At 41.7% G+C, this 13,364-nt stretch carries 13 protein-coding genes; 9 read left to right on the plus strand and 4 right to left on the minus strand.

From position 1 onward, the window contains the following. Positions 1–10 precede the first annotated feature (10 nt). From gndA to EL241_RS06415, 4 genes are all read left to right on the plus strand, one after another. Entirely contained in the window at positions 11–1,450 is a 1,440-nt protein-coding gene (gene gndA / locus EL241_RS06400; protein ID WP_256595288.1) for an NADP-dependent phosphogluconate dehydrogenase, read from the plus strand. A 204-nt stretch (positions 1,451–1,654) separates the two neighbouring features. Further along, positions 1,655–2,335, plus strand: coding sequence for a response regulator transcription factor (locus EL241_RS06405; RefSeq protein WP_003755998.1), 681 nt, complete (start codon positions 1,655–1,657; stop codon positions 2,333–2,335). Beyond that, positions 2,332–3,789 carry a HAMP domain-containing sensor histidine kinase gene (locus EL241_RS06410; protein WP_036104204.1) on the plus strand — a complete coding sequence of 486 codons (1,458 nt, stop codon included), beginning with the start codon at positions 2,332–2,334 and terminating at the stop codon, positions 3,787–3,789. The genes EL241_RS06405 and EL241_RS06410 overlap by 4 nt, the downstream gene beginning before the upstream one ends. A 53-nt stretch (positions 3,790–3,842) precedes the next feature. Next, on the plus strand, positions 3,843–4,190 hold the full coding sequence (locus EL241_RS06415; RefSeq protein WP_036104202.1) for an iron chaperone: 348 nt from the start codon (positions 3,843–3,845) through the stop codon (positions 4,188–4,190). A gap of 32 nt (positions 4,191–4,222) precedes the next feature. On the opposite strand, the gene yidC is transcribed toward EL241_RS06415, so the two are convergent. The 3 genes from yidC to EL241_RS06430 form a co-directional block, all read right to left on the minus strand. Further along, on the minus strand, positions 4,223–5,047 hold the full coding sequence (yidC, locus tag EL241_RS06420) for a membrane protein insertase YidC (RefSeq protein WP_003755991.1): 825 nt from the start codon (positions 5,045–5,047) through the stop codon (positions 4,223–4,225). Between the two features lie 37 nt (positions 5,048–5,084). Next, a complete protein-coding gene (locus EL241_RS06425) occupies positions 5,085–5,366 on the minus strand; it encodes a hypothetical protein (protein ID WP_050776988.1) in 282 nt (93 codons plus the stop codon). 73 nt (positions 5,367–5,439) lie between these two features. Next, a complete protein-coding gene (locus EL241_RS06430) occupies positions 5,440–5,721 on the minus strand; it encodes an acylphosphatase (RefSeq protein ID WP_036104200.1) in 282 nt (93 codons plus the stop codon). A 136-nt stretch (positions 5,722–5,857) separates the two neighbouring features. Between EL241_RS06430 and EL241_RS06435 the strand changes: the two genes are divergently transcribed. Together EL241_RS06435 and fni are read left to right on the plus strand one after the other, a co-directional pair. Beyond that, positions 5,858–6,199, plus strand: coding sequence for a DUF1033 family protein (locus EL241_RS06435; RefSeq protein ID WP_003755987.1), 342 nt, complete (start codon positions 5,858–5,860; stop codon positions 6,197–6,199). A gap of 12 nt (positions 6,200–6,211) precedes the next feature. After that, the gene (gene fni / locus EL241_RS06440) at positions 6,212–7,255 is read left to right on the plus strand and encodes a type 2 isopentenyl-diphosphate Delta-isomerase (protein WP_036104197.1); all 1,044 of its coding nucleotides are present in this window, start codon (positions 6,212–6,214) and stop codon (positions 7,253–7,255) included. A 46-nt stretch (positions 7,256–7,301) separates the two neighbouring features. Here fni and trhO read toward each other — a convergent pair whose 3' ends face one another. After that, positions 7,302–8,270, minus strand: coding sequence for an oxygen-dependent tRNA uridine(34) hydroxylase TrhO (trhO, locus tag EL241_RS06445; RefSeq protein WP_036104195.1), 969 nt, complete (start codon positions 8,268–8,270; stop codon positions 7,302–7,304). Between the two features lie 205 nt (positions 8,271–8,475). Here trhO and EL241_RS06450 point away from each other — a divergent pair, with 205 nt between their 5' ends. The 3 genes from EL241_RS06450 to EL241_RS06460 all read left to right on the plus strand — a co-directional run bounded on the left by EL241_RS06450 (position 8,476) and on the right by EL241_RS06460 (position 13,102). Then, positions 8,476–9,363, plus strand: coding sequence for a YitT family protein (locus EL241_RS06450; RefSeq protein WP_050777007.1), 888 nt, complete (start codon positions 8,476–8,478; stop codon positions 9,361–9,363). A 153-nt stretch (positions 9,364–9,516) separates the two neighbouring features. Then, complete coding sequence (locus tag EL241_RS06455) at positions 9,517–11,775, plus strand: DNA translocase FtsK (RefSeq protein ID WP_170166147.1); 2,259 nt, start codon at positions 9,517–9,519, stop codon at positions 11,773–11,775. 262 nt (positions 11,776–12,037) lie between these two features. Then, positions 12,038–13,102 carry a BMP family lipoprotein gene (locus tag EL241_RS06460; RefSeq protein ID WP_036104192.1) on the plus strand — a complete coding sequence of 355 codons (1,065 nt, stop codon included), beginning with the start codon at positions 12,038–12,040 and terminating at the stop codon, positions 13,100–13,102. Positions 13,103–13,364 lie beyond the last annotated feature (262 nt).

Below are 13,364 nucleotides of genomic sequence, written 5' to 3' on the forward strand. Positions count from 1 at the left end.
TTCAATTATATTGGAAAGGAAGAATAAAAACATGGCAAAACAAGAAATTGGCGTTATCGGAATGGGCGTAATGGGACGCAACTTGGCTTTGAATATTGAAAGTCGTGGACATAGCGTATCTATTTTTAACCGTTCTTCTGAAAAAACAAAAGCAGTAATGGAAGAAAATGCAGATAAAAAATTGGTTCCGACTTATAGTTTAGAAGAGTTTGTTGGTTCCCTTGAGATCCCTCGCCGCATTCTGATTATGGTAAAAGCTGGAGAAGCTACCGATATGATGATCGATGCCTTGAAACCTTTCCTTGATGAAGGGGACATATTGATTGATGGCGGAAATGCTTTCTTTGAAGATACGATCCGCCGCAACAAGGAACTTAGCGAAGAAGGATTCAACTTCATCGGCACTGGTGTATCCGGCGGTGAAGAAGGTGCGCTAAAAGGTCCTTCTATCATGCCTGGTGGTCAACGTCGTGCGTACGATCTAGTTGCTCCTATTTTACAAGAAATCGCAGCTGTAGCAGACGGAGAACCATGTGTCACTTACATCGGCCCTGACGGTGCTGGACACTACGTAAAAATGGTGCATAATGGTATTGAATATGGAGATATGCAATTGATCGCCGAAGCCTATCACATTTTAAAAGATGTTGCTGGTCTATCTCATGAAGAATTAGCAGATGTCTTTGAAGAATGGAATGAAGGCGAACTAGATAGCTATCTTATCGAGATCACTAAAAATATTTTAAAAGTAAAAGATCCAGAAACTGGCAAACCGATCGTTGATATCATCTTAGACAAAGCTGGACAAAAAGGTACAGGTAAATGGACAAGCCAAAGCGCATTAGATCTTGGCGTGCCGCTTTCCTTGATTACAGAATCTGTATTTGCCCGTTATATCTCAGCACTTAAAACAGAACGTGTTCATGCAAGTTCGATCCTAAAAGGTCCTAAAAAAGCGGCATTCAGCGGCGACAAAAAAGCATTTATCGAATCCGTACGCCGTGCCCTATACTTCAGTAAGATCGCATCTTACGCACAAGGTTTCGCACAAATGAAATCTGCCAGCGATGAATATAACTGGGACTTGCAATATGGTGAGATCGCGAAGATTTTCCGTGCCGGCTGTATTATTCGTGCTCGTTTCTTACAAAAAATCACAGATGCTTATAATAACGACAAAAATCTTAACAACCTATTATTGGATCCATACTTCACAGACATCGCGGATAACTATCAAGATGACTTGCGTAATGTCATTGCAGAAGCAGTCAAAGCTGGTATTCCAGTACCGACATTTGCCGCTGCAATCAGCTATTACGATAGCTATCGTGCGGAAGTATTACCTGCTAACCTTATCCAAGCACAACGTGACTACTTCGGTGCTCACACTTATGAACGTGTGGATAAAGAAGGCATCTTCCATACAGAATGGCCAGAAATCCAAGAATAATTATTGGAAAGAGCGCTTAGACGAACGGTGTCTAGGTGCTCTTTTTTTATGCATAAAATGAGAATTCCATGACAAAAAACGACTTATTCTGATAACTTGCTGAGTTTAGCAAGAAATGTTTATCATTCCGCCTATTTTTAGTTGTTTTTAACCAAAAGTTCGTTACAATAGAAATAGGAATGCTCGAAAGAGAGGAAGAGACTAGTGAGTAGAATTTTAATCATAGAAGACGAAAAGAATTTATCGCGGTTTATTGAACTAGAACTGCAACACGAAAATTACGAAACACAAGTTGCCAATGACGGACGCAGCGGTTTGGAACTTGCTTTGAATGAAGACTGGGATGCGATCCTGCTCGATTTGATGCTACCACATTTGAATGGTGTAGAAGTCTGTCGCCGCTTACGCCAGGTCAAACAAACACCGATCATCATGATCACTGCCCGTGATTCCGTGATCGACCGTGTTTCTGGACTTGATCATGGTGCGGATGATTATATCGTTAAACCATTTGCGATCGAAGAATTACTGGCACGTCTGCGCTCTTTATTGCGACGCGTAGAGCATGCGGAAGAAGCCGCAAAACAGACCACATTGGAATATCGGGATATCGTTGTTGAAAAAGAAAACCGTATCGTCAAACGTGGCGATGAGATCATCGACCTGACGAAGCGTGAATACGAGTTATTGTTGACATTGATGGAAAATATCAATATCGTACTGACTCGAGAAGTATTGTTAAATAAAGTTTGGGGCTATGAAACTGAGGTGGAGACGAATGTAGTCGATGTATACGTCCGTTATTTGCGGAATAAAATCGACCATCCTTCCGAAGAGAGCTATATCCAAACAGTACGCGGTACGGGATATGTGATGCGTACATGAAGCAGAGCGTATTCTCATTAAAAAGCCGCTCACTGAAATTTAAATGGACATTTGGTGCGAGCGCAGCGATCTTTCTGACATTTTTCTTGTTTTCTTACGCGATTTTTCAAGGGATCGGCCAAATGCTGCTAAACGAAGAAGAGAAAAAAGTAAACGACCTGTTAGCTTCTACGACTAGTTTGCTGAAAGCACGCAATCTTAATGATTCGCAAGCAGTCATGGAACTTTTTCGTGAAAACCTTAGTGTGAGCGGAAAGATCCAGGATCAAGTGTTGATCACGTACAATGCGAACGGCGATTTTATCAATAAATATATCTTCCTACAGAGTAAAGAAGTAGCAAAACATGATTTCAGCAAATACTTTATGAATAATACGGGCTTTTCTTTTTCAAGTAAACCAAAGATCGACGGTAAAAAAATGATCATTGCCCAAATGCCGATCGTTGGCCGTGATAATTCCACGATCATCGGCTATGCCCAAGTCGTCAATCCGCTCACTTCTTATAATAAGATGATGAACAAACTACTTATCACTATCATTGTGCTTGGCGCCGTTGCATTGTTTCTAAGTGGTATGTTAGGGTATTTGTTAGCGCAAAATTTCCTAAACCCGCTCACAAAAATGGCAAAAACAATGAATGATATTCGTAAAAATGGCTTTCAAAAACGGATCGAACCAAAAACAAATTCCCGAGATGAGATCGGCGAATTGACGGTTATCTTCAATGATATGATGACACGGATCGAAACGAGCTTTGAACAGCAGAAACAATTTGTAGAGGATGCCTCGCATGAATTGCGGACACCTGTACAGATCATGGAAGGGCATTTGAAGCTCCTCAACCGCTGGGGGAAAGATGACCCTGCCGTTTTAGACGAGTCGCTGCATGCTTCGTTAACAGAACTAGAACGAATGAAAAAACTAGTCCAGGAAATGCTGGATCTCTCCCGCGCTGAGCAAGTTTCACAAACAAAAGAACTACAAATATCAGATATCAACGCTACGGTCGAGCAAGTATGCCGTAACTTTGAAGTGATGTATGAGCAGTTTACTTTTCATCTCGATGAGAAGGTGAAGGGACTTAGCGCACTGATTCAGCTTAACCATTTGGAGCAGATCCTTATCATCATTATGGATAATGCGGTGAAATATTCTGGTGATTCCAAGCAAATCGATGTGGAGATCACTGCCAACAATGATAAGGCGGTTATTACCGTCCGTGATTACGGTGTCGGTATTTCCAGCGAAGAAATTGATAAGATCTTTAATCGCTTTTATCGGGTAGATAAAGCTCGAAGCCGTGAAAAAGGCGGCAATGGTTTAGGTCTTGCTATCGCGAAACAGCTAGTAGAAGGCTATCTTGGTACTATTTCTGCAGAAAGCGAAGTAGATAAAGGGACCTCCATCCATATCACATTGCCAATGATCGATCGGATCGAAAAGAAAGCTTAACAAAAAGCACCAATGCTTGCCATTGGTGCTTTTTTTAGAAAGGAGCAGTCAATATGAATAGCCAAACAGTTGAAGCGTATATCGCCAATACTCCTGCGGCAGTGCAACCAATCTTAGAGAAGGTAAGGAAGACGATTCGAGCAGCTGCGCCGGAAGCCAATGAAAAAATAAGTTACGGCATTCCGACATATCATCAAGGAGAAAATCTGATTCATTTTGCCGCAGCGAAAAAACATTTAGGGATTTATCCGACACCAAAAGCGATCGTCCACTTTCAAAAAGAGTTGGCCAACTATCAAACGTCCAAAGGAACAGTCCAGTTTCCATACGATCAACCAATTCCATATGATCTGATCACGAAAATGACGAAGTATCGTGTTGCTGAAACGGCAAACAAATAAAAGCCACTTATCGCTGGATAAGTGGCTTTTTCTTATTTTTCTTTATTTTTGTCGAGCATGTCTTGGATTTCTTGCTCTTCTTTTTCGATCTCTTTGATTTCCGGATGTTTATTCATATAAAGTTTTTTGGTCAATAATGTTTGTCCGGCTAAGAAAAGACCACCAACTGCCCAGTAAAGCGCAAGTGCTGACGGCGCTGAGAAAGAGATGAACAGGATCATCGCTGGGGAAATCAGTCCCATCACTCGCATTTGTTTCTTTTGTTCCGGCGTATTGCCGATCATGGAAACAAAGTACTGCAGCAAGTAAACAAGTCCGGCTAGGATCGCCAAAACCATATCAGGATGTCCAAGGTTGAACCACAGGAACGTATGTGTTGCGATTTCTTGAGAGCCACGGATCGCATAGTAGAATGCCATCAAGATCGGCATTTGGATAATCAGTGGCAAACAGCCCATTTGCAATGGATTGATGTCGTATTTTTGATATACGAGCGTCATTTCTTGCTGGATCTTGACTTGTTCTTCTTTCGTAGCAGCTCGTTTTACTCGTGCTTGGATATCATCGATCTCAGGTTTGGCAGCAGCCATCTTTGTTTGCATGCCCATTTGCGCTTTTGCCGTACGCAGATTTAATGGCATGATGATGGCACGGATGATGATCGTTGTGATAATGATCGCGATCCCATAGCTACCATCAAAGAAAGAAGCAAAGAATTTAATAACGCTTGCGAAAGGCTTGATCAAATAAACATTGAAGAAACCATCTTGATTTTGGGAAGGGTCTAAACTACAACCACTTAATACTAAGAGCGCTCCCAATGCGACTAACATGAGTATGACATATTTCTTTTTCACTATTACTATTTCCTCCTAATTAAAAAATCTATGTTCGTCAGTTAGAAAAGGAAATAGAGGCATCTTCATCCGTAAAGGTATGTTGCCGCTTCAAAAGACTTAACCAAACGATCAGCGAGTCCAGTAGAATCGGAAAGGTTTCCTTTTCCTTATTGAGCGGTAATTCGATCGCTGGAAAAAATCCCTGTCCCACTGTCATAGAAGGTTTCAGAAACGAAATGACGGTCCAATACCTTAGCACAGTAAGAACCAAGAGGAATGTGACTGTCATTGCGATGAAATCTGGTTCTTGGAATATTTGTAGGGTGGATAACAACATGAATTGTCGCTCCTTTATCATTATAGATTACTTCTCTAACTATAATCCAAACGACTTGTTAATTCAACAACTATTAGTAAATAATATCAAATGTACGGCGCTCTTCGACGGGAGCGTTCATATACATATAGACATGTTCGATGCGGGCACTTGGAGAAGGCCCTTTTTTGACAGCCTCAATAAATTGATCTAGCTTGGACTCCTCACCGAGCGCTTGGATCTCCACACTGCCGTCATCCAAATTTTTGACGGTACCGCTAATGTCGTATTTATACGCAATGTGCTTCGTCGTATAACGGAATCCCACGCCTTGCACCATTCCAGTAACACGTAGTATTGCTGTTTTCTGTGTCATGTGACTCACCATTCCTTTCGTATCTGCTATATCTCTAGTGTACCCGTTTTTTTACCCGCTTTCAAAACATAGAATGCGAATTTGTTAAATGTAGTATGTTATAATAAACCCATTAAGAAAAGTTAGGGGTTTTACCATGACACAGTGGCAAGTACTAGTAACAGAAGCTGATTATGAACCATGGTGGTTTTTTGAAGAATGGGAAGAAACAATAACAGAAACCTACGAATTTCAAGATAAAAACGAAGCGCTGGAAAAATATCATGCGATCGCCTCGGATTGGCGCGTAAAATATCCGGAACACGCTGTCAAAAAAGATATTCTTCTGGCAGCATGGAATCCAGAAGAAGTCGTCTACTGCGAAGATTGTGAAGATGATATCCAAAATTATCACGGACTCTTACTGCTCGCAGACGGAGAAGTATATCAGCCCAACGCAATGGAGAAAAAAACCTACTTTGAAAGAAAAGAAAAATGACAGGAGAAGAAAATGGATAAAAATGAAAACCTGCAAAGAGAACGAAGAAAAGACGAGCATGTCACGCTAGCGCTCAAACAAAATCAAGAGCTGGCGGGCGATACATTCAAAGAGATAGAAGTCATTGGCATGTCCGTTCCAAAATATGATTATGCAGATATTGATCTATCAACGACGATCGCAGACATCGCCATACCATTTCCGCTTTACATTAATGCAATGACTGGCGGAAGCAGACATACTAAGGAAATCAATGGCAACCTTGCTGAAATTGCCGCAGCTACTGGAATACCAATGGCTGTTGGCTCACAATCTTCTGCTTTGAAAAATGCCGAATTAGCAGACACCTTTCAAATCGCGCGGAAAAGGAACCCGAATGGCGTCTTATTTGCTAATGTCAGCCCAGAAATAAAAGTGGCGGACGGGCTTCGTGCGGTTGAAATGATCGAAGCCGATGCGCTGCAGATTCATATCAATCCGGTTCAGGAACTTGTGATGAAAGAAGGCGATCGCAATTTTGCCCATTGGCTTAAAAGCATCGAAGCGTATCAGAAAGAGCTTTCGATTCCGATCATAGTCAAAGAAGTCGGATTCGGGATCACGAGGGAAACAGCGGAATTATTGAAACGAATCGGTGTCAAAACGATCGATGTAGGAGGCAAAGGCGGAACTAATTTTGCAGCGATTGAAAATGACCGTCGGCGCGATCATGCTTATGATTATTTGACAGATTGGGGAATCACGACTCCACAGTCGCTGCTTGATTGTCAATTAGTCACAGATGTTGATTTTCTTGCCTCCGGCGGTGTGAAAAATCCACTTGATATGCTTAAGTCACTGATTCTTGGTGCAAATGCGGTTGGCATGTCTGGTCCATTGTTGCTGAAGTTAAAAGAACATGGGGTCGAAAAAACGATCGCGCAAATCGAAGCGTGGAAAGAACAATTGACATCGTTATTTTTGCTTGCCAATGCAAAAGATATCCAAGAAGTAAGACAAACACCGATCGCTTTATACGGGCATTTAAAAGAATGGCAGGAAAATCGCAGCAAATAAAAACGCGTGGGCAAAACCATCTACATGGTGCTCACGCGTTTTTTTATTAACGAGACGTTTCAGCTTGCAGAGTTTCGCCGATTGCTTCAAGGCGAGCTTCTAATTCTGCTTCGCTCAGTTCCTTTTTTTTCACATATAAATTATCGGGATGAACGCGGCATTCATGCGAACAGCTATGCAGATACTTTTCTTCATTTTCTTCCGAAGCAAGGATCTGCTTATTGCAGTACGGATTCGCACAATTGATATAACGTTCGCAAGGTGTACCGTCAAAATAATCATGTCCGACGATCGTTGGGTCGACTTGGTTGATCGGCACGCTGATACGTTCATCAAAGACATACATTTGACCATCCCAATATTGACCTTTCGTTTCTTCGTCCTTACCATAAGTTGCAATTCCGCCATGTAACTGACCTACATCCTCAAAGCCAGCTGTTTTTAGCCAACCAGAGAATTTTTCGCAGCGGATACCACCTGTACAATAAGTAACGATTTTTTTGCCATCTAATTGTTCGCGGTTTTCTTCTACCCATTCAGGAAGTTCCCGGAATGTTTGGATATCAGGACGAATGGCTCCTCGGAAATGACCTAAATCAAATTCATAATCATTACGAGCATCTAAGATCACAGTTTCTTCATCTAATAAAGCTTCTTTAAATTCAGCAGGGCTAAGGTAATCACCAGTCACTTCTAGTGGGTCGACATCTTCTGTCAACGAGAGTGAGACGATTTCTGGACGAGGCCGAACGTGCATTTTTTTGAATGCGTGCTTGTCAGCGGGGTCGATTTTGAATACCATGTCGTGGAAACGGCTATCGGCATGCATATGCTCCATGTATTTTTCTGTAGCTTCGATTGTTCCAGAGACTGTTCCGTTGATACCTTCCGTTGCAACTAAGATCCGTCCTTTAAGACCGATGCTATTGCAAAATTGGAGGTGTTCTTTAGCAAATTGTTCTGGATCATCAACCGTTGTGTATTTGTAATATAACAACACTTGATAATTATTCATTCTTTTATCACCCTTATTATTTATTCCTGTGAAAATTCTCCACAAGTTGCGCATAATATACTATACTATAGCCGCGATTTTGTGGCAAGTCCAAAGGAATTATACCTAGAAAAACAGCGCTTTCTTATGCTATAATAAGAAAAAGACATAGAAGAAAGGTGGGGATTCGGTTATTGTGCAGCTGAACGAACAGTATTTAGAAAAAATGGCGCTTCGTAATGTAAAAGCGCACCGCAGAAGACGGTTAAGCACATTCGTCTATCGATTCTTACTGATTACAGTAGGTGCTGTTTGCATGGGGATCGGACTGGAATTATTTTTAGTTAATAATCAGATCCTAGATGGCGGAGTCGTCGGAATCTCCATTATTATTTCGCAACTTACACCGCTACCGCTGGGAATATTGACATTTGTCTTGAATATCCCGTTTTTTATTATCGGCTACAAAAAAATCGGCAAATCGTTTGCCATCAGTACGTTATATGCCATTGCTGTTATGTCGGCAATGACATTGCTCTTACATAAAGTCGACCCTGTAACCGATGATTTACTGCTGGCTACCGTCTTTGGCGGGATCACACTGGGTTTGGGAGTGGGACTCGTCATTCGTAATGGCGGTGCTTTAGATGGAACAGAGATCGTTTCTATTATCGTCAACGGCAAAACGCCATTTTCGACAGGACAGATCATCATGGCCATCAATATCGTTATTTTCTTGATAGCTGGCTTGGTTTTTAACTGGGACAGAGCAATGTATTCACTGATCACCTATTTTCTAGCTTACAAAATCATTGATATCGTTATTCAAGGCGTCGATGAACGGAAAAGTGCCTTTATTATTAGTCGTTATTATGAAGAGATCGGCGAAGCCCTTGGCGAACAGCTTGGAAAAGGTGTGACCTATATCGAAACTTCGAGTAATTACTTAGAAGGCGGGCAAAAATTGATTTTCATCATTATTTCTCGTTTTGAAGAAGTAAAAGTAAAAGCGATCCTCGACGACATTGATCCAGATGCTTTTCTTGCAGTAGGAGGGAGCATGTCTGAAATCAAGGGCGGCCGAGTTATGAACCAAAAGACGCCGAAATTATAAAAACGACAGGTAAGGCGCCCAACGTCATCCTGTCGCCGGCGTTTTTATTTTTTGTCCAAGCGGCGAACGTATGTACTTTATTAGGACTAAAGAATGACGGAATACATATGGTTTTGTGGTATAATAAGCAAAAAAGGAAAGGGAGGAAATAAAGTGGCAACAAAACGAAAGAAGACGAATACCAAGCGAAAAAAAACTACACGCAGAAATGCAAAAAAAACCTCCTATTCTTATGAGATAACAGGCAGTATATTTGTTTTGGTCGGATTGATCGGTTTGTTCCGCCTTGGGTTTATCGGACGCTTTTTCTTCGCACTCGGAGAATTAGTAGTCGGATCCGCAAGTTATTTACTATTGCTGGCAGGAATCTTATTAGGCGGCTATTTATTTGTTAAGCGCCAAGCACCGACATTTTTCTCAAAACGATTGGTCGGTTGCTATGCGTTAGTAACGGCACTCGTCATTTTCTTACATATCCCGCTGGCGGATCACTACCGAGAAGCAGGTACTATTTTGACTTCGAGTGCCAAGCAATTGATCAGTCATTTATTCCATCCGGCACAGTCCATTTCAACCGGTGGAGGCATCTACGGCGCAGCATGGACGGCGCTTGGCTATTTTTTGATCGCAAAAATCGGGACGATCTGTTTGGCGCTCCTTTTCATTTTGATCGGGATTTCCTGTATCACGAATATCCCGGTGAGAGAGCAATTAGGAAAAATAGCCGGAGTGGGTCGTTTTATCGGTCAGAAAGCCCGCAGTTTTTTTGAAAAAAGACGCACCAACAAACGAGCAAAACAAGCAGAGAGAGCAGTTAAACCAGAACCAATCATTGAGGCAGAACCGATCTCTTCAGAGCGTTCCGAAGCGGTGCCACCAATCATTTCCGGTTTTAGACCTCCAACAGAAGAACGTCCGGCAGAAAAAGAACCAGTAGCCGAAGAAAAAGAGCCGGAGTTAGTATCGTTTGAACAAGAATCTTTTGAAAATGAGATCTATCAATTGCCTTCGATTGACCTGCTTGCAAAAGCCAAACCAACGGATCAAAGCGAAGAATACGCAAAAATCAAAGAAAATGCCAGTAAATTAGAGCAAACATTTGACAGTTTTGGCGTAAAAGCAAAGATCACCCAGATTCATCTGGGACCGGCGGTGACAAAGTATGAAGTGCAACCAGCAGTCGGCGTAAAAGTAAGCAAGATCGTTTCCTTAGGAGATGACATCGCGTTGGCACTTGCTGCGAAAGATATTCGGATCGAAGCGCCGATTCCCGGGAAGTCCGCGATCGGAATCGAAGTGGCGAATCAAAATGTCGCGATGGTCTCTCTGCGCGAAGTTTTGGAAAACAACCCACAAAACAAAGCGGATGAAAAACTTCAAATCGCCCTTGGCCGCGATATTTCCGGAGAAGCAGTCATGATCAGCTTGGATAAAATGCCGCATTTACTTGTTGCAGGAGCGACGGGAAGTGGTAAATCTGTATGTATCAATGGAATCATCACCAGTATCTTGATGCGCGCCAAACCACATGAAGTCAAAATGATGATGATCGACCCGAAAATGGTCGAACTAAATGTTTATAACGGTATTCCTCATCTGCTTGCACCTGTCGTTACGAATCCGAAAAAAGCAGCACAGGCACTGCAAAAAGTAGTAGCAGAAATGGAGCGTCGTTATGATTTATTCTCTCATACAGGTACGCGAAATATGCAAGGATACAATGAGCAGGTGCGCCGGCACAACGAAGAGAATGTGGAAAAACAGCCGGAATTACCTTACATTGTGGTGATAGTAGATGAATTAGCTGACTTGATGATGGTAGCTTCCAATGATGTCGAAGATGCGATCACTCGATTAGCACAAATGGCCCGAGCAGCCGGAATCCATTTGATTATCGCAACGCAGCGTCCTTCCGTTGACGTCATTACCGGCGTCATCAAAGCCAACATCCCGTCCCGGATCGCTTTTGCTGTTTCCAGCGCGATCGATTCCCGGACGATCCTCGATACGGGCGGTGCAGAAAAACTGCTTGGTCGCGGCGATATGTTACTTTTGCCTGTCGGAGCGAGCAAGCCGACACGGGTGCAAGGCGCCTTTTTATCGGATCAAGAAGTGGAGGACATCGTCAATTATGTTGTTTCTCAACAAAAAGCGCAGTACAACGAAGAGATGATTCCGGACGAGATCCAAGATGTCGAAGGCGAAGCAGAGGACGAATTATATCAAGAAGCAGTGGAGCTGGTAGTCGAAATGCAGACTGCCTCCGTTTCAATGCTGCAGCGGCGTTTTCGCGTTGGTTATAATCGAGCTGCCCGATTGATCGATGAAATGGAATCAAGAGGAGTCGTTGGCCCTCACGAGGGAAGTAAACCCCGAAAAGTAAACATCGAAGCATTTCCAGATAACGAATAAAGCTCAGGACACTTAGGAGATTTCACCGCTAAGTGTCTTTTTAGTAATTACATGAATTTTCAAAATAAACTGCTATTAGTAAAAATAGAAATTCGTTGTTTATTTATTTTTAGTTACATGATATATTAAAAACAGTTAGAAAACCTTTTCATTAAACAAAGCGGAAATCGCTTAACTCTTTACATAATTTCATACTTTTTCCACAATGTTCGTGAATTGGTGATTATAACCATACTATTTATCTCTTGGGAGGGGTTTAAAGGTGAAAAAGCGTACATTTGCTTTAGCACTATCATTGGTCCTAGCTACTGGGGTTATCCTAGGTGCTTGTGGAGCTAACAGTAAGTCCGGAAGTGGTAAGAAAGGTGATAATTTCACATTAGCAATGGTAACAGATACTGGTGGTGTTGATGATCGCTCATTCAACCAATCAGCTTGGGAAGGTATCACTAAATTTGGTAAAGACAACAATTTAACAAAAGGTAAAGATGGTTACAATTACTTGCAATCCGCTTCTGAAGCAGATTTCAAAACAAACTTGAACACAGCAGTTCGCAGTAACTATGACTTGATTTACGGAATTGGATATAAATTAAAAGATGCAATCACAGAAATCGCGAAACAAAATCCGAAAAAACACTTTGCTATCGTAGATGACCAAATCGACGGTCTTAAAAATGTTGCGAGCATTGGTTTCAAAGATAACGACGGTTCATTCCTAGTTGGTGTTGTTGCTGGTCTAACAACTAAAACAAACAAAGTCGGCTTTGTCGGCGGCGTAAAAGGTCCCGTTATCGACCGTTTTGAAGCTGGATTCACAAAAGGCGTAAAAGCAGTGAACCCGAAAGCGAAAGTAGAAGTACAATATGCAAATGACTTTGCAAAAGCAGATAAAGGGCAACAAATCGCTGCAACAATGTACAGCGGCGGTGCTGACATTATCTTCCATGCAGCTGGTGCAACTGGTAACGGTGTATTCGCTGAAGCAAAAAACTTGAAGAAAAAAGATCCAAAACGTGGCGTTTGGGTAATCGGTGTTGACCGTGACCAATGGGACGAAGGTAAAGTTACAGCTAACGACGGCAAGAGCTACAACGTAACATTGACTTCTGAAATCAAACGTGTTGACGTAGCAGTAGAAGATTTAGCGAAACGTGCAAAAGATGGTAAATTCCCTGGTGGCGAAAAAATCCAATACGGTCTTGACAAAGATGCTGTAGGTCTATCTGATCACCAAGAAAACATTTCTAAAGACGTTCTTAAAAAAGTAGATGAATACAAAGAAAAAATCGTAAAAGGCGACATCACTGTTCCAGAAAAACCTTGATCCGTTTTTAATGCTTAGTAAAACAATTTACGAAAGCCGAATTCAACGTTCGGCTTTCCTTTTCAATCAAATTTGAAAGCGCTTCCTGGTTAGGTAAAACCTTTTACTATTTAAAATTATCAAATAATTTCTTCTAAAACCAAAAATTAGATTGCAATAGGCCAGGTTTAGAAATAAAATAAAGTGATGTCGCAATTTTATATTGTTCACCACAGTTAAAAGAGACATTCTTTAAACGGATAAAAAACTCAAAAACTTTTAG

The organism is Listeria grayi (genome assembly GCF_900638015.1).
Taxonomy (GTDB): Bacteria; Bacillota; Bacilli; order Lactobacillales; family Listeriaceae; genus Listeria; species Listeria grayi.

Bases quoted from the DNA above. Each gene is read 5' to 3' on its own strand.
- EL241_RS06435 (WP_003755987.1), top strand. From the start codon at position 5,858: ATGACACAGTGGCAAGTACTAGTAACAGAAGCTGATTATGAACCATGG.
- EL241_RS06430 (WP_036104200.1), bottom strand. From the start codon at position 5,721: ATGACACAGAAAACAGCAATACTACGTGTTACTGGAATGGTGCAAGGC.
- EL241_RS06450 (WP_050777007.1), top strand. From the start codon at position 8,476: ATGGCGCTTCGTAATGTAAAAGCGCACCGCAGAAGACGGTTAAGCACA.
- EL241_RS06415 (WP_036104202.1), top strand. From the start codon at position 3,843: ATGAATAGCCAAACAGTTGAAGCGTATATCGCCAATACTCCTGCGGCA.
- EL241_RS06410 (WP_036104204.1), top strand. From the start codon at position 2,332: ATGAAGCAGAGCGTATTCTCATTAAAAAGCCGCTCACTGAAATTTAAA.
- EL241_RS06425 (WP_050776988.1), bottom strand. From the start codon at position 5,366: ATGTTGTTATCCACCCTACAAATATTCCAAGAACCAGATTTCATCGCA.
- trhO (WP_036104195.1), bottom strand. From the start codon at position 8,270: ATGAATAATTATCAAGTGTTGTTATATTACAAATACACAACGGTTGAT.
- fni (WP_036104197.1), top strand. From the start codon at position 6,212: ATGGATAAAAATGAAAACCTGCAAAGAGAACGAAGAAAAGACGAGCAT.